Here is a 24028-nt window from a genome sequence, read left to right as displayed (position 1 = left end):
TTTCCCATGATCCCGGGCCGGGGGCGAACCGGTCCCCCTACGATGTCCCCATGGCCGACATCTCTCGACTCCTGAACCAGGGGCTGCGCCTCGTCCGCATGTACCAGCGCTACGCGGGCTCCCGCGGGCCCGCCTCCCGTTCGTCACGCTCCGGGGGCACGACGCCGCCGCCCATCGTGGCCCACGAGCGCGGCACATCGAGCGCGCGGCCGGGCACGGCGACGTCGCCCTCCCGCACCACTGCCTCGTACCCCGGGGACTGGACGGGGCCCGTGAACCCGCGGTGGGCCGCGAAGCCGGACGGCCGGCCCGATCCCGGGGAGGTCGTGTGGACCTGGGTGCCGTACCAGGAGGACCACTCGCGCGGGAAGGACCGGCCCGTGCTGATCGTGGACCGCGCCGGCGAGCACCTGCTGTGCGTGATGCTGACCTCCAAGGACCACGACACCGCCCGGCACGACGACCCCTTCTACGTGGACGTGGGCGTGGGTGGCTGGGACCGCTCGGGGCGGCCGTCGGAGGCGCGGATCGACCGGATCATCCCGGTGCGGCCGGAGGACGTGCGGCGTGAGGGCGCGGTGCTGGACCGCGCGCGGTTCGACGTCGTGGCGGCGGAGCTGACGCGGCGGCGATGAGCCCGGGTGAGCCCTCGCGGCACCGCGCGCCTACCCAGGGGCCGGCCCGCGCTCGCACATGCCGAAGGGCGTCATCGGGCACGTCGCCTCAACCCGGACCGGGCGGCGCACCCCGACGCTGTCGCGCCGCACCGGGCATCCGCGGCTCTGGTCTGCTAAAGTAGTCCGCTGTGTGTCCGCGCTGGTCGTCGGGCACAGCGGATGGTTGCCACCGAGCATCCCCACTCTCACAACTCAGTCGATGACCATCCGTGAGCCCTCACTGACCTACTTCCGCAATCGTTCTAGGAGTTACACGTGGCCAACATCAAGTCGCAGAAGAAGCGCATCCTCACCAACGAGAAGGCTCGCCTGCGCAACAACTCGTACAAGTCCGAGCTCAAGACGCTCATCCGCAAGGTGGATGCCGCTGTCGAGTCCGGCAACAAGGACGCCGCTGCTGAGACCCTGCGCACCGCGTCCCGCAAGCTCGACAAGGCCGTGTCCAAGGGCGTTCTGCACAAGAACACCGCGGCCAACAAGAAGTCCGGTCTGGCCAAGAAGGTCGCCAAGATCTGAATCGGCTGACACCGTCTCACTGACGGAGCACACGGGCCCGGCACTCCTCGCGAGTGCCGGGCCCGTTGTCGTGTGAGGTGTGCTGCCGCCCGTTCAGCGGTTGCCGGACGTGGCGATCACCGTGATGGCGCGCTCCACCGCGAAGTACGGGGACCGGGAGGCCCCCTTGACCTGGGCGTCCGCCTCGGCGATGGCCTGCAGCGCCCGGGTGACGTCCTGCGCCGTGAAGCGTCGCGCCTCGTTCTGGGCCCGCTCCACCTGCCATGGGGCGGCACCGACGTCCCGGGCAATCTGCCCCGCTCCCCCGCGCGACCCGGCCGTGAGCGCGATCAGCCGCATCTTCGAGCCCAGCGTGGCGACCATGGGCACGGGATCGACCCCCACGTCCACGGCCTGCCGCCACAGCTTCAGAGCCTGCTCGGCGTTGCCGGCCACGGCGGCGTCCGCCACCCGGAACGCGGTGACCTCCACGCGGCCGCCGTAGTACTTCTCCACGAGTTCGAGATCCACGGTCACGGGACCGTCCGCGATCAGCTGGGAGCACGCGGCGGCCAGCTCGGCGGTGGAGGTGCCGACCGCCGCGGCCAGGGCGCGGGCGGCGTCGGGCTCGATGCGTTTGTTCTGCGCGCGGAACTCCGCCAGGACGAACGAGGACTTGTCCCGGTCCGACTTGGGCGGGGTGCAGTCCAGGACGAGAGCCTTCTCCTTGAGGGCGTCCAGCAGCTTCTTGCCGCGGGTGCCGCCGGAGTGCTGCCACAGCACGGTGACGTCCGGGTCGGGGTTGGCCACGTAAGCCAGGGCGTCCGCGAGCAGGTGCTCGTTCATGCTCGCGAGCTCCTGGACGCACACGAGCTTGGGGTCGTCGAAGAGGGACGGGCTGGTGACCACGGCGAGCTGGCCCGGCTCGTAGTCCCCGGCCGCGATGTCCGTGACCTCGCAGGAACCGCGCTCCGCGCGGATGGTGTCCCGGAGCGTCTCCTTGATCCGCTGCAGGATGTACTCGTCCGAGCCGGAGGCCAGCACCAGCGGTTGAGGGGTGGCCTCACGCCACGAGGTCTGCGGTGCCGAGGGCGCCTGGCGGCGGGAAGACGTGCGTGCCGGGGTCATGGTGCTCCTCGTTCGTGGCCGACTGCTCGGGTGGCGACGCCGCTCGGACCCGGGTGCGAGCGGGCTCTCTCACCGGAAGGTGCGAGGCCGGGACGCCGACGCTGCCTCCTCATGCTAGCCGTGGGTGCAGACACCCCGGAGAGTCTGTGCAGGGCGAGAGCCGGCGCGGCCGCGTGCGGCACTGCGGACGAGTGCCGGGGCCCCGACGTCGTCCCGGCTGCACCCCGGCCCTTGCTCGTCGTTCCACTCCGCATCGCGGATCTGGTGGTGTCCCCCGAGCGCCCGGGTTCACCTGCTCGGTGTTCACCGCCGGATCACGCTCGGGTCGCAGTCCGGCGGACGCCGGGGCTCACCGCGAGCGCGGCGGGCGGCGGTAGGCGCGTTCGTACTGGCCGGGGACGGGCAGCTCCTGCACCCCAAGTTCGCGGGCGGCGGTGAGCGCCACGTGGGGGTCGCGCAGGGCTTCGCGGCCCATGAGGACCACGTCCGCGAGACCGGTGGCCACGATCTGTTCGGCCTGCCAGGCGGTGTCGATCATCCCGACCGCGGCCACGGGGACTCTGGCGGTGGTCTTGATCTCGGTGGCCAGGGGCACCTGGTAGCCGGGGCCCACCGGGATCTCGGCGGGGACGTTGGCGGCGGAGGAGACGTCGATGAGGTCCGCGCCGTGCTCGGCGAGCAACCCGGAGACGCGGGAGGTGTCCGTGACGGTGAGTCCGCCGTCGGTCCAGTCGGTGGCGGAGAGGCGCACGAGCAGGGGCATGTCCTCGGGGATCACGTCCCGGACGGCGTCGGTGACGCGCAGCAGCAGCCGGGCGCGGTTCTCCAGGGTGCCGCCGTACTCGTCCGTGCGCTCGTTGCTCAGCGGGGACAGGAACTCGTGGAGCAGGTAGCCGTGGGCGCCGTGGAGCTCCACGAAGTCCATGCCGGCTTCCACCGCGCGACGGGCCGACGCGGCGAACGCGGCCACGACCTCGTCGATGCCCCGCTCGTCCAGCGCGACGGGTTCTGCCAGGCCGGGAAAGGCGACGGCGGAGGGACCCACGGTCTCCCAGCCGCCGTCTTCTGCGGAGAGGGACCGTCCGGGATTCTCGGAGCCCCACGCGGCCTCGGTGCTGGCCTTGCGGCCCGCGTGGGCGAGCTGAACCCCGATGGCCGCGCCCTGCTGGTGGGCGAAGTCCACGATCCGCACGAGGGCGTCCCGCTGCTCGTCGTTCCACAGTCCCAGGTCCCGGGGACTGATCCGCCCCTCGGGCACGACGGCGCTCGCCTCCACGATCACGGCCCCCGCCCCACCGGCGGCGAGCGATCCGTAGTGGACGAGGTGCCAGTCGGTGGGCACGCCGTCCTCCCCGAACGCGGAGTACTGGCACATGGGCGGGACCCACAGCCGGTTGCGGACCGTGAGGCCGCGGAGGGTCAGGGGTTCGAACAGTGTGGAGCGCATGGCAGTCCTTTCGTCGACGTGGCCGCTGCACCGGGTGAGGTCCCTCCCACGGATGGGGTGGCCAGACCTGCCGTTCTCGACGGCGGCGGTTCCTCCGGGGACGACGCACACGCCCAGGGAGGGGGCCCTGTGGCATCACGTGAACAACGGATCCTCCGTGCGCGATATTTCTGCGGGCCCCGACTCAGCGGCGGGACACCACCACGCGCTCGCCCTCCCGGTGCACCCACAACGCACCGCTCTCATCCGTCCGAGCCACTGCAGCGCCCGCGTCCTGCAGCGCGGCGACCATCTGGGGGTGTGGGTGGCCGTAGCTGTTGTCCTCCCCCACGGAGATCACCGCGAGCGCTGGGTGGGTGTCGTGGATGATGTCGGTGCCTCCGTTGCGGGCGCCGTGGTGGGAGACCTTGAGGACGTCGACCGGGGGTGCATGTCCGCCGGGGAGGGTGCGCAGCGTGCGGCGGTAGCCGTCCGCTTCGAGGTCGCCTGCACTGAGCCAGGTGGTGGTGCCGTCGGGGCCGTCGAGGGTCAGGAGCAGCACGAGGGAGGCGTTGTTCTCGTCCTCGGAGGTGGGACGTGCTTTCGGGCTTCCCTTCGTGGGGGCCAGGACCTCCACGGTGAGTGGCCCCAGGTGCAGCTGCTCACCCGATGAGGGGCGTGTGGCGATGTCCGCCCACTGGGCGAGCTCATCCGGTGGGGTGTCCCCGGCTGCGGAGTACCAGACGCGGTCCACGTCCACGGTCTCGGCGAGGCCCTCGAATCCGGCAACGTGGTCGGCGTGGTCGTGGGTGGCGATCACCGCGTCCAGGTGGGTGACGTCAGCGTCCCGGAGGCACCGGGTCAGTGCCCGGGGGTCGGGCCCGCCGTCCACGAGCACGGCGCTGTGCTCACCCGTGCGGTGCAGGACGGCGTCCCCCTGCCCCACGTCGCACACCACCGACTCCCAGTCCGGGGGCGGGCGGAACCACCACAGCACGGCGGTGACCAGGAGCATGACCAGGGCGAGGGACGCGGTGACGGCGAGCAGGCGGCGTCGTGCCCGGAGGCGGTGTGCGCGGGCGCGCCACACGGCGTCGGGCAGCGGCGGCTCGGCGGGTCTGGGGTCCACCGAGCCGGTGGTGGGCGGCGGGCGGCGCATGCGACCGTCCACCGTGTGCAGGGCGGCAAGCGCGAGGACGGTCAGGAGCGTGAGCAGCAGGAATCCCAGCACCCCGGGTGGCCACGGGACGTGGGCGCCCGGCAGGGCGGCGAAGGTGTCGGCGATCCAGCCGAGGGTTCGCGCCGGGTAGGAGGCGATGCCCACGGGCAGGCTCGCGGCTCGGTCCCACCCCGCGAAGGAGGAGGGATCGGCCGCGCCCGGCAGGGCCCAGGACAGGGCCGGGCCCAGCAGGTGGCCGACCAGCAGCACGCACACCGCGAGCAGACCCGCCACCGTGACCACGGGGACCAGGGGCGAGGCGGCCATGTTCGCGGGCAGGGAGTACAGCGGCAGGTCCGGGTTGAGCAGCAGCAGCGCGGGGCCACACCACAGCTGGGCCACGAGCGGCACCGCGATGCACACGGCGAGCGCTGTGGGCAGGCGGGCGCTGAGCACCCGGGTGACGGGACGGGCGCTGACCACGATGCCAGCTGTGGCCAGCACGGAGAGCACGAATCCCATGTCCGTGGCGAGGTCCGGGCGCACGAGCACCAGTCCCGTCACCGCCGCGCACAGGGCGTTGAGGCTCACCCCGGTGCGCCCGCTGAGCATGGCGACGCCGCCCAGAGCCCCCATCACCCCGGCGCGCAGCACAGAGGGATCCGGGCCCACGAGCAGCACGAATCCCGCGAGCGCCAGGAGACCCACCCCCACGCACATGCGGCGGCCCGCGCCGAGGGACAGTGCGGTGAACCCGCTGAGAGTCATCACCAGCGCACAGTTGCTCCCGGAGACGGCCGTGAGGTGGGTCAGCCCGGTGTCCTTCATGCTCTGGGCGAGGGCCTCGGGCAGCTGGGAGGTGTCCCCCACCGTCATGCCGGGTACTAAACCTGCGCTGACGGCCCCGAAGCCTCCGGCGATGCGGGTGAGGTCCGCCCGGACGGTCTCCAGCAGACCGGGCTCCTCCGCTGGGCCTTCACCTGTCACGGGCGGGGAGGTCGCACGGGCCAGCAATCGGGCGGGCGCGGCGGTGTCCGCCACGGTCACGACGCCGCCCACACGCTGCCCGTCCTGCACGCCCTCCCAGCCGGGGTGGGTCGCGAACACCGTGAGCTCCGCGGCGGCGGGCTCCCCGTCTGCGCGCTGAAGGTCCAGGGTCACGGCCACCCCGTGGGATGCCTCCTGATCGCCCGCGCCGCTGCGTGACGTGTACGGCGACGGGACCCCGGACACCGTCCCCTCCACCCGCACGACCGAACCCTGGGGATGTCCGTCCAGGAACGCCGCAGCCGGCGCGGTCGCCGCAAGCGCGCTGACGACCGCCGCCGCCCCGGCGAGGAGCACGAGGGCGGCCATCGCAGGACCTGGAGGCGTGGGGCGCTGCTTCGCGGCGGAGGGGGCGCGTCGTGACGAGTCGCCGCTCCTTCGGGACAGAGCAGAACGCGAGGACCGGGCAGTGTGAGGGCGCTGAACACGGAGAGGGGGCCGAGCGCTGCGGCGGGGCTGACGAGCACGGCTCGGCGCAGTCCCTCCACGGATTGCCGGGCCGAGGATCCCGGGAGCACCGACCCGGCGCATGCGCTGTGCCCACCCCAGCGTCAGCCGGGCCCACCGTGGTACCCGCTCCACCACCGGGACCAGGACCGTGGCGACCAGCGCGCACGCGACACCCCCGACCCACCCGGCCGCCAGGGTAGCGGCGGCGGAGCCCCATACCGCGAGCGCCACGGGCAGCAGCCGCAGGTCCCACGTCACGCTCACACCGTGACCAGCGGCAGCAGCGCCTCCAGCATGGCGGGGCCCACTCCGCTGACGTCGTCCAGCTGCTCCGGGGCCGTGAACGCTCCGTGCTGGGTGCGGAACTCCACGATGCGCTGCGCAAGCACGGGCCCCACCTTGGGCAGCTCCTCGAGCTCGGCCTGGCTGGCGGTGTTGAGGTTCACCAGCGCCCCGCCGCCCGTGTCCGGAGCGCGCTGACCCCCTGCACCGGATGACCGTCCCGTGTCCGACCCACTCTGCCCGGGCGCTCCGGTCCCCGCGGACCCGCCCGGAGAGGACCCACCCGGAGCGGCATCACCTGGCGCGGACCCGGCGGACCGTGCTCCCGCACCCGGAGCGGCACCGGCAGCGAGCACCTTGTCCGCGTTGGACCGGTTGGGAATCACGATCTGGGCGCCGTCCACCACGGGCTCCGCCAGGTTGATGCGGTCCTTCACGGCCCCGGGTGTGAACCCTCCGGCGGCCTGGACCGCGTCCATGACGCGTGCTCCGGGAGACAGGGTGACCACCGAGGGGTCGTTGACCTCTCCCACCACGTGGACGGTCACGACACCACCGTCTGCGCCGGGCGAGGATCCCGCGATACCGGTTCCACGGTCCGCACCGGTGCCCGGTCCGCCGGGCGTCCGCGACGGCCCGCCGGACACGGACCCGGCACCCTCCGGTCCGCCCTCCGCCCCGTCCTGCGGGCTGTCAGCCCCCGAGGACGCGGTGGCCACCACCGCTTCCCCCTGAGACCCACCGGTCAGCAGACTCACGCACCCCACGCCGAGCGCAATGAGCAGCACGACGCACAGCAGCACGAGCGCGGGGCGGCTCAACCGGCGGCGCACGATCACGTCCTCGCGGTGCCGGGATGCCCCTGGGTCGGACCAGTCTCCGGCGTCTCCCTCGCGTTCGATTCCCGGGCCGGTCAGCGACCCGGGGCTGGAGTGGCTGGCCGCAGTCCCGGTGGAGGCGTGTGCCGCGTGACCCGCCGGAGCGCCCGACGACATGCTGGCCTCCCGCGAGACCGATCCGCCCGACAGGTCCTCGTCATCCTGGTGGCCGGGCACCGCCTGAGACGTCCCGCCCGCCCCGTTCTCGCGCAGCAGCGCGGTCAACCGCTCCGTGGCCTCGCTGTCCCGGAACCTGCGCCGCCCTCTGAAGTCGATGCCACTCATGCCCCCACTCCAGCGCGTCCCGCCGCCCCGCCAGGGGCGTCACCGCGTCACTGTGGACCCGGTGCACGATGTGGGGGTCAGGCGCCCGGCTGGGGAGCCCTCACACCGTGCGCGACCGGGCTGGAGGTGGGCCCCTCCACGATCGCCGCCTTCGTCCCCAGCCCCACGTGCGCGCTGAGCACCGGGGGCAGCTCACTGACCACCAGCTCGGCGTCCGGGCGGTAGCGGTCCATGAGCACCTCCCCGATCTCCCGCGCCCCGTGCGGGTCGGCCACGTGGTGCACGCACAGCACCGGATGCGCTGCCTCGGAGTGCTCCAGCGCGTCCCCCGCGAGCGCCATGAACCGCTGCTTCGCCCGCGGCAGCGACACCGGGCGCTCCACGGTCACGATCTTCCCCTCGGCCAGACTCAGCAGCGGCTTGATCTGCAGCATCGTGCCCACCATCGCCGTGGTCGGGTTCACCCGCCCGCCACGGCGCAGGGTGTCCAGGGAGCGCACCTGGATCAGCACCTGCGCACGGTGCGCCGCCTCGGTGGCTGCGCGGGCGACGTCGTCGATCCCCGCCCCCGACGCCGCCGCCTCCAGGGCTGCACGCACGCCCAGTCCCTGCGCCAGACCGGCGCTGCGGGTGTCCACGATGCGCACCGGGATGCCGATGTCCTGCCGCGCGATCCTCGCGGCCCCCACCGTGCCGGAGAGCTCACCCGAGAGGTGCACGGACACGACGGCCTCGAAGCCTGCCTCCTCGAAACCCCGGTAGGCCGCCCGCAGCCTGCCCGGGGAGGGGCGGGACGTGGTGACCGGGCGGCCCTCGGCCAGCGCGACCACCAGGGACGAGAACCGGTCCGCCTCGTCCTCGGTGTGCAGCTGCCCCCCGATCAGCACGGGCATGTCCACGAGCGCGAACCCGCCGGAGGACTCGACATCGGCGAGCCAGGACGGCGGGAGGGCCGCGGCGCTGTCGGTGACCACGGCGACCCGGCGTCGCCCGCCCCCTGTCCCGGGACATTGCAGCGTGGCCGGGGATCCCGGTGCATCAGGGGCACCGGGTCTATCCTCCGGGAGCACAGGATGGGCCGCGCGATGGTGACCCTGGGCGGGTCCCTGCGCTGCGGCGTCGTCCTCCGGGGCTCCCGCGGGAGACGCGGGCGGGGCCGGAGCGTCCTCCGGGAGCCCACCGCCGTCCGTGCGCAGCCCCGGGAACGGGCGGAGCCCGCCCTCCGGCTCGTGCGAGTCGGGGGACGGGCTCCGGGAACCGTGGGCGGTCATCAGACCACGATGTTCACGAGCTTGGGAGCACGCACGATCACCTTGCGCACCGTGGCGTCCGCCAGCAGCCGCTGGACCGTCTCCGAGGCCATGGCCGCGGCCTCCAGGTCCGCCTCGGTGATGTCCGCGGGGACCTCCAGGCGGTCACGGACCTTGCCTTTGATCTGGACCACGGCGGTCACGGTGTCCTGCACCAGCAGCGCAGGGTCCACGGCGGGCCACGGGGCGCGCACCACAGTGTCCTCGTGGCCGATCAGGTGCCACATGTCCTCGGCGGTGTACGGCGCCACGAGGCTCAGCAGGATCGCGACGGCCTCCACGGCCTCGCGCACCGCGGGATCCGCGGGCCCGCAGCCGGTGTCGATGGCCTTGCGCACCGTGTTCACCAGCTCCATGGTGCGGGCGATGACCACGTTGAACTTCCCGGCGTCCAGCAGCTGCTCGGCATCCGCGACCGTGCGGTGCGTGGCGCTGCGCAGCGCCTTGTTCCCGTCTGCGAAAGACGCCGCGGGGTCCGCCGTGCAGTCCTGCGCGAGGCGCCACGCGCGGGCCAGGAACTTCTGGGAGCCCTGCGGGGAGACGTCCGCCCAGTCCACGTCGTCCTCGGGCGGGGACGCGAACACCATGGTGAGGCGCACGGCGTCCACGCCGAAGGCGTCCAGCTGCTCGCCCAGGTCCACGCCGTTGCCCAGGGACTTGGACATGGCCTTGCCGCCGTTGAGCACCTGGCCCTGGTTCAGCAGCGCCTTGAACGGCTCGGTGAAGCCCACCAGCCCGAAGTCGTAGAGGGCCTTGGTGAAGAACCGCGAGTACAGCAGGTGCAGGATGGCGTGCTCCACCCCGCCCACGTACTGGTCCACCGGCATCCAGCGGTCCACCGCCGCGCGGTCGAACGGGGCGGCGTCGTCCTGCGGGGACGTGTAGCGCAGGTAGTACCAGGACGAGTCCACGAACGTGTCCATGGTGTCGGTGTCACGCTTCGCAGGCCCTCCGCACGCCGGGCAGCTGACGTTCACCCAGTCCGACGCCGCGGCGAGCGGGCTCTGCCCCTTGGGCGCCAGCTGCTCGCCGCGCAGGTCCTCGGGCAGCCGCACGGGCAGCTGGTCCTCGGGCACGGGCACCTCGCCGCACGAGGCGCAGTGGATGATCGGGATGGGAGCACCCCAGAAGCGCTGCCGGGACAGCAGCCAGTCCCGCAGCCGGAAGTTCACGAAGCGCTCGCCGGCGCCGGCCCCGGTGACGATCTCGATCGCCTTGGCCAGCGCCTCGGGCTGGGTGAGCCCGTCCAAGGGCCCGGAGTTGACCATGGTGCCCTCACCCAGGGCGGGCACCCCCGTCTGGGCGGGGTCCTCGGCGCCGGTGTCCACCACCACGCGCACGGGCAGGTCGAACGCGCGGGCGAAGTCCAGGTCACGCTGGTCGTGGGCGGGCACCGCCATGATCACGCCCGTGCCGTAGTCCGCGAGCACGTAGTCCGAGGCCCACACCGGCAGCTTCTCGCCCGTGAGCGGGTTCACCGCCCAGCGGCCCAGGAACACCCCGGTCTTCTCCCGGTCCGAGGACTGCCGCTCGATGTCCGACAGCGCCTTGACCTGCTCGCGGTACTCGGCGAGCGCCTCGGCCTGCTCGGGGGCCACGACGTCCTGGGCGATCTGGGCGTCCGCGGCCACCACGCAGAACGTGGCGCCGTAGAGCGTGTCCGGGCGGGTGGTGAACACGGTGACGGTGCGCCCGGAGGTGTCCGAGGGCTCGGCACCCTCCGCGGGTGCCCCCTCGATCACGAAGTTCACGTGCGCGCCCTCGGAGCGCCCGATCCAGTTGCGCTGCATGGCCAGCACGCGCTCGGGCCAGTGGCCCTCCAGCCCGGTCATGTCGTCCAGCAGGCGCTGGGCGTAGTCGGTGATCTTGAAGTACCACTGGTTCAGGGACTTCTTGGTCACGGGGGTGTGGCAGCGCTCGCAGGCCCCGTTGACCACCTGCTCGTTGGCCAGCACGGTCTGGTCCTTGGGGCACCAGTTGACCGGGGAGTCCTTCCGGTACGCGAGACCGTGGGAGTAGAACTGCAGGAACAGCCACTGGGTCCAGCGGTAGTACTCGGGGTCGGAGGTGTGGATCTCCCGGTCCCAGTCCGCGCTGATCGCGTAGCGCTTGAAGGACTCGCGCTGGGTGTCGATGTTGCGGTAGGTCCACTCCGCGGGGTGGGCGTCGCGCTTGATCGCGGCGTTCTCCGCGGGCAGCCCGAACGAGTCCCAGCCCACGGGGTGCATCACGTCGTAGCCGCGGTGCCACCAGTAGCGAGCCACCACGTCACCCATGGCGAACGCCTCGGCGTGGCCCATGTGGAGGTCGCCCGAGGGGTACGGGAACATGTCGAGCACGTAGCGCCGTTGCGCGGAGCCGTCGTCGGCGGGTGCGTAGACCCGGTTCTCGTCCCAGTAGCCGGACCAGGTGGCCTCGATGCGCTGGACGTCGTACTCGGTGCCCGCCTCCGGGGTGCTGTGCTCGCTCACGTGCCTCGCCTTCAGGTTCACGGGGCCGGGCGGGTGCCGGGGCGGCAGCGCGGTCCCCCGCGTGGTGGTGTGGGGATCCCTCCCAGTTTAGACCAGCCGCCGTCACGGCCCGCGTGCAGGGGGCCCGGATACCATGGGGACGCCCGATGACGGACGGATGGAGGCCCGGTGGACAACCCCTACGCAGAACGCCGCAGCGTGGTACTGGACGGGTACCGCGTGCGGTACTGGTTCTACGACGCGGACAAGCAGCGCAAGCCCCTGCTGGTCATGCTCCACGGCTTCCGCGGCGACCACCACGGACTGCAGCTGATCGCCACCGCCCTGCGGGAGAAGTACCACGTGGTGGTCCCGGACCTGCCCGGCTTCGGCCGCTCCGAACCGTTCCCGGAGCGCGAGCACTCGGTGGACGAGTACGTGCGGTTCACCCGGGACTTCATCACCGCCCTCACGGACGGCGCCGTGACCCCGGACTCCGGCACGGGCGTGGTGCTCGCGGGGCACTCCTTCGGCTCCATCCTGGCCGCGCACTTCGCCGCCGAGCACCCCTCGATGGTGGAGCGCCTGGTGCTCATCAACCCGATCTCCCAGCCCGCGCTGAGCGGGTCGCAGAAGTCCCTGACCAAGCTCACCCGGCTGTACTACGGCGCGGGTTCCACCATGCCCCGCCGGTTGGGCACCCGGCTGCTGTCCTCGAACGCCGTGGTGAAGCTCATGACGGACGTGATGATCAAGTCCGATGACCCCGAGATCAAGCACTACGCGCTGCGCCAGCACCAGGCGTACTTCAACACGTTCGCCAACCGGGACGTGCTCACCCAGGCCTACGACGCCTCGATCTCCCGCACCGTGGCCGAGGTGGCCATGAAGCTCACCATGCCCACCCTGCTGATCGTGGGAGAGCTGGACGACCTCGGCTCCGTGGACTCCCAGCGCACCATGGCGTCCTGGATCCGCAGCCACAGCCTGCAGATCATCCCCGGGGTGGGCCACCTGATCCACTACGAGGCGCCGCAGACCGCCGCGCGGATGATCGAGGAATTCCTGGAGTCCCCCGCCCCCGAGCCCCTCGAGGGCTACGACCAGCTGCCGTTCGCGGACACCACCGTGTCCACCCCGGACCAGCTCACCGGGATGCTCCCCGCCGTGGACCCCGCGGCGAGCGCCGCGCAGTTCCGGCGGGAGACCCGGGCACGCGGCCTGTCCGGGGAGTCCGAGCGGTGAAGCTGCTCTTCGACGCCCGCTACCTCCGCACCGACCACCACGATGGCATCAGCCGCTACAGCGCCGAGCTGCTCGCCGCGACCGCCCACGAGGTGCGCAAGGATCCGCGAGTGCGGTTGTGCGCGCTGGTCAGCGACCCCGCCCAGCGGGCGTTCGTGCCCGAGGACGTCGTCAGCATCACGGGCCCCTCCGTGACGTCACCCGCCGAGGTGCTCACGGCGCTCGCCGTCAACCGCTTCGACCCCGACGTGGTGTTCTCACCCATGCAGACCATGGGCTCGCTGGGGCGCCGGTACCGGTTGATCCTCACGCTGCACGACCTGATCTACTACGAGCACCCCCAGCCCCCGGGTGACCTGCCGCTGCCGGTGCAGTGGGGCTGGCGTGCCTACCACAAGGCCTGGTGGCCGCAGCGGCTCACGCTCAACCGCGCGGACGCCGTGGCCACGGTCTCGCAGACCTCCCGGCAGCAGATCCTGGCCCACCGCCTCACGAAGCGGGACGTGCGCGTGATCGCCAACGCGGCGCCGTCGGCGGGAATCCCCGAGGACGAGGCACTGGACAGACTGACACGCCGCGGCACGGACCTCGTCTACATGGGCTCGTTCCTGCCGTACAAGAACGTGGAGACCCTGCTGCGGGCCATGGCGCACCTGCCCGACCACACCCTCCATCTGCTGTCCCGGATCTCCCCCGCACGCCGCGCCGAGCTGGAGGCGCGGGTCCCGGCCGGAGCCCGGGTGGTCTTCCACGGCGGAGTGGGCGAGGACGAGTACCGCGAGCTGCTGTCCTCGTGCGCAGCACTGGTCACGGCGTCCCGCGCGGAGGGCTACGGCCTGCCGCTCGTGGAGGCCTTCGCGCAGGGCGCGCCCGTGGTGTGCTCCGACCTGCCGATCTTCCACGAGGTCGCCGGGGAGGCCGCCGGCTACGCCCCCGCGGACGACGACGCCGCGTTCGCCGCCCGGGTGCGCGAGCTCACGGACCCGGGACTCTCCCGGCAGCGCGTCCTCGCGGGGCTGGAGCGGATCCGCGAGCACACGTGGGCGGACTCCGCCCGGGACCTGCTGGACCTCGCCGGAGAGCTGCACCAGCGCGGCTGACGGGCACCCCGCGAGCGGACTCCCCGCGACGCTCTCAGCCGGCCACGGTGCACGCCGACCGCTCGTCCCGCGGCGCACTCTCCGGCGCCACCGCTGGCCGGGGGCGAGCCGCCGGCACGGAGACCATCGCGATCACGGCCGCGACACCCACCGCGAGCAGCGCGTGCAGCGTTCCCACCCGGTCGCCCAGCAGCCCGAGCAGCGGCGGGCCGCTCAGGAACGCGGTGTAGCCCATCGTGGAGACCACGGACAGCCGGGCCGCCGCGCGAGCGGGGTCGTCGGACGCCGCGGACATCCCCACCGGGAACCCGAGGCTCGCCCCGATCCCCCACACCGCAGCGCCCGCAAACGCCACGGGCAGGCTGCCGAAGACCACCATGAGGCTGCCCGCGAACGCCGTGCCGAACAGCACCAGCAGGATCGTGACCCGCCCGAAACGGTCCAGCGCGGAGGTGCCCAGGATCCGGGCCAGGGTCATCGCGCTGAGGAACACGCTCACCGCGATCACCCCGGTCCCGGAGCTCACACCGTGGCCGTCCACGAACGCGACCGCCAGCCAGTCGTTGGCCGTGCCCTCGGTGAACGCCGCGGCCATGACCATCACCCCGATCGCCAGGGTGCGCGGTTCGAGCCACGCGCCACCCGCCCCGGAAGTGCGGGACGCGTGGGACTCGCGCCGCGGCGTCGTCGTGGGGGCGGTCAGGAAGCGCGCGCTCGCGAACCACGCGGCCGCGGCGGCCAGCACCACGACGACGCCGATGTGCGCCCCCGCGGGAACGCCCGCCGCGATCGCCGCGGCACCCGTGAGCGCACCGAGCACCGTGCCACCGCTGAACGCGGCGTGGAACCACGGCATGATCGAGCGGCCCACCCGCTCCTCCACCGTGGCGCCCTCCAGGTTCTGGGCCACGTCCCACATGCCGTTGCCCAGCCCGAAGACCGTGAGCAGCGGCAGCACCCACCGCACATCCGGCGCCGTGGCGATCATGACCGACGCGCCCACCAGTCCGGTGGCGGCCACCGCCGCCGCGATCCGGGTGCCCCGGGTGGTCCCGGTGCGCTCGAGCACCCGCCCCGCCAGGGGCAGTCCGATCAGCGAGCCCGTGGCGATCGCGAGCAGCAGCATGCTCAGCTCCCCCGGGCTCAGCAGGAAGTGGGCGCGGATGTCCGGGAGCCGGGACATCCAGGACGCGAACGCGAACCCGTTCGCACCGAACACCACGAGCGTGGCGGTGCGGGCGGCGCTCGCGGTGTCCGAGGCTGTCGTCTCTGCGGAGCGTGCCATCAGCCGACCACCTCCACGCGGTGACCCTCCGGGTCCAGCACGACGGCCTCGTAGTACCCGTCGCCGGTCACGCGGGGACCGTCCACGGGCTCGATCCCGGCGTCCCGCAGCCGATGCACGAACGCGTCCACGGCGGCCCGCGACCCCAGGTGGAACGCCACGTGGTGGTATCCCAGCGCGAACTCGTCCCGCGGCCGGTCGTGGCCCGGACGGGCCATGACCTCCAGGCGCCCACCGCCCTCGAAGGACAGGAAGTACGTGCGCAGCCCCGTGCACGGGTTGTGGTAGCCGGCGCCCTGGGTGGCGCCGAGGTGGGTGGTGTAGAACGCGCACACGGCGTCGAGGTCCTCGACGTACAGCGCGGCGTGGTCCAGCACAGCCATGGGAAATCCTTCCGAGATCGGTGGAGAACTTGCGTACTGATCACGCTAGATGGCTGAATGATCACATGCACCGATCAGTACGGGCCAAGATGATCGTCCAGTCCCTGCGCGGCTCCGGCCGGATGACGGTCGACGAGCTGAGCCGTCTCACGGGCGCCTCCCCCGTGACCATCCGCCGCGATCTGGCCACGCTCGAGGCCCACGGCGCGCTGCGGCGCGTGCCAGGAGGGGCCGCCCGCGCGGTGAGGTCCGGGGAGGAGCTGCCCTACGCCCTGCGCCTGGGCGAGGACCTGGAGCGCAAGACGGCCCTGGCGCAGGCGGTGTGCGAACTGATCAGCGATCACGAAACCGTGATCATCGACAACGGCACCACGTGCCACGCCGTGGCCACCCAGCTGGTGGGCCGCCCGCTCACCGCGGTGTGCCTGTCCCTGCACAGCGCCACGGTGCTGGCGAGCGATCCCGCCGCGCGCGTCGTCGTCCCCGGCGGGGTGGTCACCACGGACACCCTCGCGCAGCTGAGCACCCAGGCCACCGACGCGGTCCGCGCCCTGAACGCGGACGTGTTCGTGATGGGGGCGTGCGCGGTCTCCCCCACGCGCGGGCTCGTGTGCGACCTGCCCGAGGACGCGGCGATCAAAGCCGCCGCCATCGAGTCCTCCGAGCGGCGGGTGCTGGTGGCCACCGCGGACAAGCTGTCCCGGCCCTCCACGTTCCGCTTCGCCGCGATCTCGGAGCTCACCCACCTCATGACCACGCAGGACGCCCCCCGATCCGCCCTGGAGCCGTTCGAGGACGCGGGCGTGGAGGTCACGGTGGTCCCCAGCGTGTGAGACCGCCCGCGCGAGGCCCAGCCGTCGCGTGGTGGTTCAGAGCAGGTCGGCGACGTCGCAGCGCACGTTCACGGGGGCGTGCTCCCGCAGGGCCGAGGCCCGGGCCTTCTCCGCGCGCAGTGCCGCGGTGATCTTGGGCGCGATCCCGAACCCGAAGAACAGCAGGGCGCGGTAGGGGCGGTCCTCACCGGATCCTGCGCCGGCCCGGCCCGAGCGCGCCGTCTCCGCGGACCCCGGACGCGCGAGCCCGTCGAGGGTGCCGTCGGACGTCTCCCCGGTGTCGTTCTCCGCGACGTCGGCGCCGTTGCCGGGTGTGTTCTCGACCGGGGCGGGCCCCACCACGCGCACCCGCTCGGGCAGCTGGAGGTCCCGCAGGGTGGCCGCGAGCGCCCCGCGGGGACCGGTCAGCGCCGCGGTGCGCACCGCGGGGGGCAGGCCCAGCTCGTGGCGCTCGTGCAGCTCCCGCTCCGAGTGCCCGGCGGGGTCCCAGCGCACGAGCGCGGACACGGCGCGGTCCTGGTCCGCGGTGACCACCACCGTGCCGCCGTGCTCGGACGAGCGCACGAGGGCCGCGGCATTGAACCACCGGCGCAGGGTCTGCTCCTCGGCGCGCAGCCACGGGCGGGCGAGCATCTGGTTGCCGTCCAGCAGCAGCGCGGCGGCGTACCCGCCCTCGGCCACCGGTTCCGCCCCGGGGGTGGCCACCACGAGCGCGGGGGCGGATCCCACGCGCGCCCGCACCGTGTGCTCGGACGAGGAGATCACGGGCACCTGGGGGAAGGCCCTGCCCAGCTCCTCGGCGGTGCGCCCGGCCCCCACGGAGCTCAGGCGCACCCGGGTGAAGCCGCACTCCGCGCAGCTCCAGTCGTGGGCCTGCCGCCCGCACCACGTGCACACCGGCACGGCGTTCGCCGAGGACAGGGCGAGGGGTCCGTCGCACGCGCGGCAGCGCGCGGGTGTGCGGCACCGCTGGCACGCGAGGACCGGCGCGTAGCCCTTGCGGGCCACCTGCACGAGCACCGGGCCCTTCTCGAGTGCCGCACGGGCCACCCGGAACGCCTCGTGGGGCAGGCGCGCCCGGGCCGCGAGCGGATCGCGCGCCGTGTTGTAGGAGTCCGAGGTCGCCTCGATCCGCGGGGAGCACCTGCGCAGTTTCGACCGGTCCGGTGCCACCCGCACGGCCCACCCCGTGCTCACGAGACGTTGGGCCTCCGGGCTCACGGCGTAGCCGGTGAACAGCGCGGCCAGGTCCTGCTGCTGGGTCCGCAGCAGCAGGACGTCCCGGGTGTGCTGGTAGGGGGCGCGCTGCTCCACGAAGTTCACGTCGCCGTCGTCGTGGCAGCACACCAGGGCGAGGTCCTGCACCGGGGCGTAGGCCGCCGAGCGCGTGCCCACGGCCAGCCGCTTGCGGCCCAGCGCGAGCTCCAGGAAACCGCGGTAGCGCGGCGTGGGGCCGTCACCGGCGTGCAACCGCACCACGGCGTCCTCCCCCACCAGCTCGTGCAGCGCGGTCTCGAGCCGTTCCAGGGCCTTGTGGTCCGCGACCACCCCCACCGCGCCGCGGCCGGCGGCGTACGCGGTGGCCATGGCGTTGGCGGTCAGGCGCGCCCAGTCGTGGTCCTCGGCGGACGGCAGCACCTCGACGACGCCGCGCGCAGGCCTCCCGGACGCCACCGCCGCGATGAACTCGGGGCCGTGCTCGTAGTGTCCCCAGACCTCGGGGGACGGGGGCGTGACTTCTGGGTCCTCTCTGTCCGGCTCCTCGGGCGTCGCGGCGCCGGTCGAGGATTCCTCCCGCGCAGGAAGTGGCGTCTGCTCCGCGGGGGCGCTCGACGGTTCCTCCGCTGGTGCGGGTGTGGCGTCCCCCGCGGCGAACTCCTTGTCCACGCGTGCCACCCGTGGAGCGATGGCCACGCGCAGCACGTCCGCGGCGGTTCCCGCGCAGCGCTGGGCCACGGCCTCCGCGAGGTCCACGATCTCCGGGGCGGCCACCGGCAGCGGCGAGAGCACCCGCCGGATGGGCAGCAGCCGTTCTTCCGGAACGTCGGTGCGCGCCACCCTGTCCACGACCCACCCGGACATCTTGCGCCCGGAGAAGATCACGGACACCTTGGCCCCCACCACGGCCTGCTCGTGCAGGGCGGCGCTCACCCGGTAGTCGAAGACCCGGTCCAGGTGGGGGACGTAAGCCTCCAGCAGCACGCGGGCCACGGGGTTCTCTGCGGCCACGCCTTCCGAGCCCAGGGCGGCGCCCCGCGACCGGGGCCCCGCCGACCGCGTGCCGCTGGAAGGGCGCGAGCGGGCGGCGCTGGGTTCCGGTGCCGAGGGCAGGCCGGCGAGCGTGAGCTGCTCACCGGAGCCGCCCTCCGGTTCCGGGGTGTTCCCCGGCCCGGAAGCGTGCTCCGGCGCAGGGTCCACCTCCGGCTCGGGGGTGTCCTGCCCGGAGCTCACAGCCCCGCGGCGGAACGCAGCTCCTGCACCCGGTCGGTGCGCTCCCACGTGAAGTCGGGGTCCGTGCGGCCGAAGTGCCCGTGCGCCGCGGTCTTGGCGTAGATGGGCCGCTTGAGGTCCAGGTCCTCGATGATCGCGAGCGGGCGCAGGTCGAAGACCTCCGTGATCGCGTTCTCGATGCGCACGGGATCCACGGTCTCGGTGCCGAAGGTCTCCACGTACAGACCCACCGGGTGCGCCTGGCCGATCGCGTAGGCCACCTGCACCTCCGCGCGGCGCGCGAGCCCGGAGGCCACCACGTTCTTGGCCACCCAGCGCATCGCGTACGCGGCGGAGCGGTCCACCTTGGAGGGGTCCTTGCCGGAGAACGCGCCACCGCCGTGACGGGCCATGCCGCCGTAGGTGTCCACGATGATCTTGCGCCCGGTGAGCCCGGCATCCCCCACGGGCCCGCCGCGCACGAAGTTGCCCGCGGGGTTCACGATGATCCGCGTGCCGGAGAGGTCCAGACCGGAGTCACCCAGGACCGGATCGATCACGCACGTGGTGATGTCCCGGGTGAGCTGGTCGAGGTCGTAGTTCTCCGCGTGCTGGGAGGAGACCACCACGGTGTCCACGGAGACGGGGGTGTGCCCGTCGTAGCCCAGCGTCACCTGGGTCTTGCCGTCCGGGCGCAGCTCGGGCAGCACGGCGGTCTTGCGCACGCGCGTGAGCTGCTCGGAGAGCCGGTGCGCCAGGAGGATGGGAGCGGGCATCAGCGCCTCGGTCTCGTCCGACGCGTAGCCGAACATGATGCCCTGGTCCCCGGCGCCCTGGGCGTCCCTCGGGTCCTTGGCGATCCCCGTGCGCTCCTCCAGGGAGTTGAACACGCCGTCGTAGATCTCGTTGGACTGCTCGCCCACGCTGATGGACACGCCGCAGAACTCGCCGTCGAAGCCGTGCACCGCGGAGTTGTAGCCGATGTCCAGCAGGGTCTTGCGCACGATGTGCGGGATCTCCACGTACGCGTCCGTCTTGACCTCCCCGGCCACGTGCACGAGGCCGGTGGTGACCATGGTCTCCACCGCCACGGAGGACTGGGGGTCCTCGCTGAGCAGCGCGTCCAGGATGGAGTCCGAGATCTGGTCGCAGATCTTGTCGGGGTGGCCCTCGGTCACGGACTCGGACGTGAAGATTCTCAGGTGCTCAGTCGATGCGCTCACGCCACCACATTACCCGGCGGCGCCGACACCCTCTTCCCGCGCGATGCGCTCCACCACGAACCGGGCGACCTCGTCCTTGCTCCCCCGCGTGGCCGCCTCCTCGGCACCCCGTGCGGAGAGCACGACCACCTCGTTCTCGTCCCGGCCGAAGACCTTGTCCGTGCCCACCTCGTTGAGCACCAGCAGGTCGCAGCCCTTGCGGGCCAGCTTGGCGCGGCCGAAGTCCAGCACGGAGTGCTCGGCGTCCCCGGTCTCCGCCGCGAAGCCCACCACGAGCTGGTCCAGGCCGCGCTCGTCCCGCTGCGCCACCACGGCGCGCAGGATGTCCGGGTTGCGCACCAGCCGGATCACGGGGTCCGTGCCGTCCTCGGACTTCTTCATCTTGTGCTCCCCCACGGTGTCCGGGCGGAAGTCCGCCACGGCCGCGGCCATGACCACGACCTCGCTCTCAACCGCCGCCGCGAGCGTTGCCTCCTCGAGCTCTCGCGCCGAGGACACGCGGGTGGTCCGCATGCCCTCCGGAAGGTCGGTCTCCACGTGGGCCGCAATCAGGTGGACGTCCGCCCCCGCCGCGCGTGCCGCCCGGGCCAGGGCGATTCCCTGCTTGCCCGAGGAGCGGTTGCCCAGGAATCGGACGGGGTCCAGCGCCTCACGGGTGCCACCCGCGGTGACCAGCACGCGCCGCCCGGAGAGGGCCCCCGGGGCGGATGCGGCACGGCCCGCGGAGAGGGCCAGGGCGGCGTCGACGATGTCCTGCGGCTCGGGGAGCCGACCGGGGCCGCTGTCGGTCCCGGTGAGCCTGCCCGTGGCGGGCTCCATGACGGTGTGGCCGTGCTCCCGCAGCAGCGCCACGTTGCGCTGCGTGGCGGGGTTGAGCCACATCTCCGTGTGCATGGCCGGTGCCAGGAGCACGGGCGCGGAGGTGGCGAGCACGGTGGTGCTCAGCAGGTCGTCAGCCTGGCCGTGGGCAATCCGCGCCATGAGGTCCGCGGTGGCCGGGGCGATCACCACCAGGTCCGCGGCCTGGCCCTGGGCCACGTGGTTCACGGTGTCCACGCGGTCGAAGACGGACTCGGAGACGTGCTCCCCCGTGAGGGCCTCCCACGTGGGCGCGCCCACGAACTCGAGCGCCGCGCGGGTGGGCATGGGCACCACGTGGTGCCCCGCCTCGGACAGCAGCCGGGAGACGAGCGCGGCCTTGTATGCGGCAATGCCCCCGCCCACACCCAGCACCACGCGCAGGGGCGCGGGCCGGGCGGGAACGGGGGCGTGGCCGGAGTACGGCTCGGTCACTGCTCGGTGGCCTCCGCGGAGTCCTCGGAGGTCTCCTCGACCACGGTCTCCGCCGTCTCAGCCATGTCCTGCGCGGGGGTCTCCTCCGAGGCCGGCAGCTGGGCGCCGTCCGAGAACATGGCGGTGGAGTCCTGCTCCTCGCCCTGGGCGAAGAAGTCTCCGGTGAACATGTCCGTGGCGGTGGGCTCGTCGCTGACCATCTGGCCGTTGGGGGTGAACCCCGCGTGGGCCACGTGGTCGGCCTCGATCAGGCCCTCGTCGATCTCGCGGAACGCGATGGACAGCGGCTTCTCGTTGAGCTGGGTGTCCACCAGCGGCCCCACGTACTCGAACAGGCCCTCGTGCAACTGCGAGTAGTACGCGTTGATCTGGCGGGCGCGGCGGGCCCCGAAGATCACGAGTCCGTACTTGGAATCCGTCTTGTCGAGCAGCCGATCGACGGGCGGGTTGACGATGCCTTCGTTGTTCGTGCTCACGTGCTTCATGACTCCTGTGGTGGACGTAGATGTCAGTGGCGTGCGGGGCGTTCCGCGGTGGTGGGTCAGGGTGGCGGGGCGCTCAGCGCCCCTGCTCACCCGGCAGCCCCATGAGTGCCACAAGCTCTGCGGCGGCGCGCTCCACGGTGTCGTTGACGACCGTGTGATCGAACTCTGACTGCGCCGCGAGTTCCAGTTTAGCCGTTTCCAGCCGGCGCTGCTGCTGCTCGGGCGTCTCGGTGCCCCGGCCGACCAGCCGGTGCACCATCTCGTCCCAGCTGGGCGGGGCCAGGAAGACGAACTGCGCCTCGGGCATCGCCTGCCGGATGCTGCGCGCGCCCTGCAGGTCGATCTCGAGCAGCACGCTGCGCCCGGCCGCCAGTGCCTCCTCGACCTTGTGCCGCGGGGTGCCGTACCGGTGGAGGTTGTGCACCACGGCCCACTCGAGCAGGTCGTCCTCCTCGATCATGCGGTCGAACTCCGCGTCGCTGACGAAGAAGTAGTGCACGCCGTCCACCTCGCCCGGCCGGGGGGCACGGGTGGTGGCCGAGACGGAGAGCCACACGTCCGGGTAGTGGTCCCGCACATGGGTGGACACGGTGCCCTTGCCCACGGCCGTGGGCCCGGCCAGAACGGTCACGGTGGGCGATGCGGGCACGGGTACCTCCGGGGGTGTGGTGGTGGACGGGTCGAACTCGTCCGTCACTGTACCAACCGGGGGTCACCGGCCGCGCGGCGGTTCCTCAGCGGTCCAGGTACTCCACCAGGGCGCGGCGCTGGTGCTGGCCCAGCCCGCGCACGCGGCGGGTGGGGGCAATGCCGATCTGCTCCATGATCGCCGCGGAGCGGACCCTTCCGATCCCGGGGGTGGACTCCAGCAGCTCGGTGACCTTGAGGCGGCTCACGGCCTCGTCCTCGTCACCACGGCGCAGCACCTCGGCCACGGAGACGGTGCCGTCCCGCAGCCCCTTCTTGATCTCGGCGCGTGCGGACCGTGCCGCCGTCGCCTTCTCCCGCGCCCGGGCGCGCTCGTCATCCGTCAGTGGCCGCAGTGCCATTCCCAGCTCTCCTCGTGGTAGCCCGACGGCCCGGCCGGTCGCGCGAAAGGGGGGTGGCGAACGGGGCCGTCTCCCACCGAAAGTACCCGAGGACTTTGCGGGGGTAAATGCACGACCGTCCCCCGACGAGCCTCCGGGCTCGCGTTCCAGGGGACGGTCGTGCTGGGGGTCAGACGCGCTGCAGGTGCTCCGCGAGCTCCCCCGCCGAGCGGGTGATGGCCTCCCCCAGGGCGCGGACGTCCGGGCCGTGACGGAGCACGTCACGGGAGGAGTTGGCCAGCACCGTGCCCCTGACCTGGGAGAACACCGAGGCCACGGCGGCAGCGTCCGCGCCCTGCGCACCGTATCCCGGAGCGAGGACCGGCCCGTTCAGCTCCCGCAGGTCGATGCCGAGGCGGCTCATGGCCTCGCCCACGGTGGCCCCGATCACCACCCCGCACGAGCCCAGCCCGCCCGATTCCGCCGGCGTCACGATTTGGTCACGATCGCCCGTGTGACGTGCGGGACCCCGCTCCACCGCCCCGGCGGACGACGACGCCGCGGTGTCCGCCGCGGCCGACGTGCGGTTCTCGCGGGACACGGCGGAGAGGATGCCCGCGGCCACGGAGTGCTCACCGCCCACGTGCTGCACGCTGGCGCCCTCCGGGTTGGAGGTCAGCGCGAGCACGAAGGTTCCCCGTCCCGTGTCCCGCGCCAGGTCCAGCGCGGGACGCAGGGACTCGAAGCCGAGGTACGGGCTCAGGGTCACGGCGTCCGCGGCGAGGGGCGAGTCGTCGGAGAGCCACGCGCAGGCATAGGCCGCCATGGTGGAACCGATGTCGCCGCGCTTGGCGTCCGCGATGCTGAGGATCCCCGCGGCCGCGGACTCCGCGAGCACACGCTCGAGCACCGCGAGGCCGGCCGAGCCGAGGGCCTCGAACAGCGCCACCTGCGGCTTGAGTGCCGCGGCCCGGCCGGCGGCGGCCTCCACGACCCGCAGGGAGAAGGTCTCCAGCCCCTGCGCGGTGCGCGGCAGTGCCCAGGCGTCGAGCAGCCCCGGGTGGGGGTCGATGCCCACGCACAGCGGACCCCGCTCGGCCATGGCCCGCTGCAGCCGGACCCCGAAGGGCTCGCGC

General features: G+C 72.8%; 20 protein-coding genes. 5 read left to right on the top strand and 15 right to left on the bottom strand.

What is annotated here, in order from left to right:
* The first annotated feature begins 50 nt into the window (after positions 1–50).
* Positions 51–635: a type II toxin-antitoxin system PemK/MazF family toxin gene (locus AABM36_RS07705; RefSeq protein WP_423445658.1), complete on the top strand. Its 585-nt coding sequence runs from the start codon at positions 51–53 to the stop codon at positions 633–635.
* Positions 636–932: 297 nt separating this feature from the next.
* Positions 933–1193 (top strand): 30S ribosomal protein S20, encoded by a 261-nt coding sequence (gene rpsT / locus AABM36_RS07700; RefSeq protein ID WP_012398375.1) that lies wholly within the window; start codon positions 933–935, stop codon positions 1191–1193.
* A 93-nt stretch (positions 1194–1286) separates the two neighbouring features.
* On the opposite strand, the gene holA is transcribed toward rpsT, so the two are convergent.
* From holA to leuS, 6 genes are all read right to left on the bottom strand, one after another.
* Positions 1287–2300 (bottom strand): DNA polymerase III subunit delta, encoded by a 1014-nt coding sequence (gene holA, locus AABM36_RS07695; RefSeq protein ID WP_423445655.1) that lies wholly within the window; start codon positions 2298–2300, stop codon positions 1287–1289.
* 349 nt (positions 2301–2649) lie between these two features.
* Positions 2650–3747: an NADH:flavin oxidoreductase/NADH oxidase gene (locus AABM36_RS07690; RefSeq protein WP_423445653.1), complete on the bottom strand. Its 1098-nt coding sequence runs from the start codon at positions 3745–3747 to the stop codon at positions 2650–2652.
* 184 nt (positions 3748–3931) lie between these two features.
* The gene (locus AABM36_RS07685) at positions 3932–6241 is read right to left on the bottom strand and encodes a ComEC/Rec2 family competence protein (RefSeq protein WP_423445651.1); all 2310 of its coding nucleotides are present in this window, start codon (positions 6239–6241) and stop codon (positions 3932–3934) included.
* Between the two features lie 401 nt (positions 6242–6642).
* Positions 6643–7827: a helix-hairpin-helix domain-containing protein gene (locus AABM36_RS07680; protein ID WP_423445649.1), complete on the bottom strand. Its 1185-nt coding sequence runs from the start codon at positions 7825–7827 to the stop codon at positions 6643–6645.
* A 77-nt stretch (positions 7828–7904) separates the two neighbouring features.
* Positions 7905–8801, bottom strand: a complete 897-nt coding sequence (locus tag AABM36_RS07675) for a DegV family protein (RefSeq protein ID WP_423445647.1) — start codon at positions 8799–8801, stop codon at positions 7905–7907.
* Positions 8802–9097: 296 nt separating this feature from the next.
* Positions 9098–11608, bottom strand: coding sequence for a leucine--tRNA ligase (gene leuS, locus AABM36_RS07670; RefSeq protein WP_423445646.1), 2511 nt, complete (start codon positions 11606–11608; stop codon positions 9098–9100).
* A gap of 168 nt (positions 11609–11776) precedes the next feature.
* Here leuS and AABM36_RS07665 point away from each other — a divergent pair, with 168 nt between their 5' ends.
* Positions 11777–12832: an alpha/beta fold hydrolase gene (locus tag AABM36_RS07665; protein WP_423445645.1), complete on the top strand. Its 1056-nt coding sequence runs from the start codon at positions 11777–11779 to the stop codon at positions 12830–12832.
* Complete coding sequence (locus AABM36_RS07660) at positions 12829–13932, top strand: glycosyltransferase family 4 protein (protein ID WP_423445644.1); 1104 nt, start codon at positions 12829–12831, stop codon at positions 13930–13932. Before AABM36_RS07665 ends, AABM36_RS07660 begins: the two co-directional genes overlap by 4 nt.
* A gap of 34 nt (positions 13933–13966) precedes the next feature.
* On the opposite strand, the gene AABM36_RS07655 is transcribed toward AABM36_RS07660, so the two are convergent.
* Together AABM36_RS07655 and AABM36_RS07650 are read right to left on the bottom strand one after the other, a co-directional pair.
* Positions 13967–15217, bottom strand: coding sequence for an MFS transporter (locus tag AABM36_RS07655; protein WP_423445642.1), 1251 nt, complete (start codon positions 15215–15217; stop codon positions 13967–13969).
* Positions 15217–15600 (bottom strand): VOC family protein, encoded by a 384-nt coding sequence (locus tag AABM36_RS07650; RefSeq protein ID WP_423445641.1) that lies wholly within the window; start codon positions 15598–15600, stop codon positions 15217–15219. The genes AABM36_RS07655 and AABM36_RS07650 overlap by 1 nt, the downstream gene beginning before the upstream one ends.
* Before the next feature lie 65 nt (positions 15601–15665).
* On the opposite strand from AABM36_RS07650, the gene AABM36_RS07645 reads away from it, so the two are divergent.
* The gene (locus AABM36_RS07645) at positions 15666–16433 is read left to right on the top strand and encodes a DeoR/GlpR family DNA-binding transcription regulator (RefSeq protein WP_423445640.1); all 768 of its coding nucleotides are present in this window, start codon (positions 15666–15668) and stop codon (positions 16431–16433) included.
* A 36-nt stretch (positions 16434–16469) separates the two neighbouring features.
* Here the strand turns inward: AABM36_RS07645 and AABM36_RS07640 are convergent, their stop codons facing one another.
* From AABM36_RS07640 to pyrF, 7 genes are all read right to left on the bottom strand, one after another.
* Complete coding sequence (locus AABM36_RS07640) at positions 16470–18884, bottom strand: primosomal protein N' (RefSeq protein ID WP_423445638.1); 2415 nt, start codon at positions 18882–18884, stop codon at positions 16470–16472.
* Positions 18881–20086 (bottom strand): methionine adenosyltransferase, encoded by a 1206-nt coding sequence (gene metK / locus AABM36_RS07635; protein ID WP_423445636.1) that lies wholly within the window; start codon positions 20084–20086, stop codon positions 18881–18883. Before metK ends, AABM36_RS07640 begins: the two co-directional genes overlap by 4 nt.
* Before the next feature lie 9 nt (positions 20087–20095).
* The gene (gene coaBC / locus AABM36_RS07630) at positions 20096–21379 is read right to left on the bottom strand and encodes a bifunctional phosphopantothenoylcysteine decarboxylase/phosphopantothenate--cysteine ligase CoaBC (protein ID WP_423445634.1); all 1284 of its coding nucleotides are present in this window, start codon (positions 21377–21379) and stop codon (positions 20096–20098) included.
* Positions 21376–21864: a DNA-directed RNA polymerase subunit omega gene (gene rpoZ / locus AABM36_RS07625; RefSeq protein WP_423445632.1), complete on the bottom strand. Its 489-nt coding sequence runs from the start codon at positions 21862–21864 to the stop codon at positions 21376–21378. Before rpoZ ends, coaBC begins: the two co-directional genes overlap by 4 nt.
* Positions 21865–21937: 73 nt before the next feature.
* Positions 21938–22561 carry a guanylate kinase gene (gene gmk / locus AABM36_RS07620; protein ID WP_423445630.1) on the bottom strand — a complete coding sequence of 208 codons (624 nt, stop codon included), beginning with the start codon at positions 22559–22561 and terminating at the stop codon, positions 21938–21940.
* A gap of 37 nt (positions 22562–22598) precedes the next feature.
* Complete coding sequence (gene mihF, locus AABM36_RS07615; RefSeq protein ID WP_191872265.1) at positions 22599–22913, bottom strand: integration host factor, actinobacterial type; 315 nt, start codon at positions 22911–22913, stop codon at positions 22599–22601.
* 169 nt (positions 22914–23082) lie between these two features.
* Complete coding sequence (gene pyrF / locus AABM36_RS07610) at positions 23083–23994, bottom strand: orotidine-5'-phosphate decarboxylase (protein WP_423447928.1); 912 nt, start codon at positions 23992–23994, stop codon at positions 23083–23085.
* Between the last annotated feature and the right edge of the window lie 34 nt (positions 23995–24028).

It is taken from the genome of Kocuria sp. KSNUG, assembly GCF_049532735.1.
Lineage (GTDB): Bacteria > Actinomycetota > Actinomycetes > Actinomycetales > Micrococcaceae > Kocuria > Kocuria rhizophila.
Note: the sequence above shows the minus strand (reverse complement) of the source record. Positions and strands in the feature narration are given on the sequence as shown.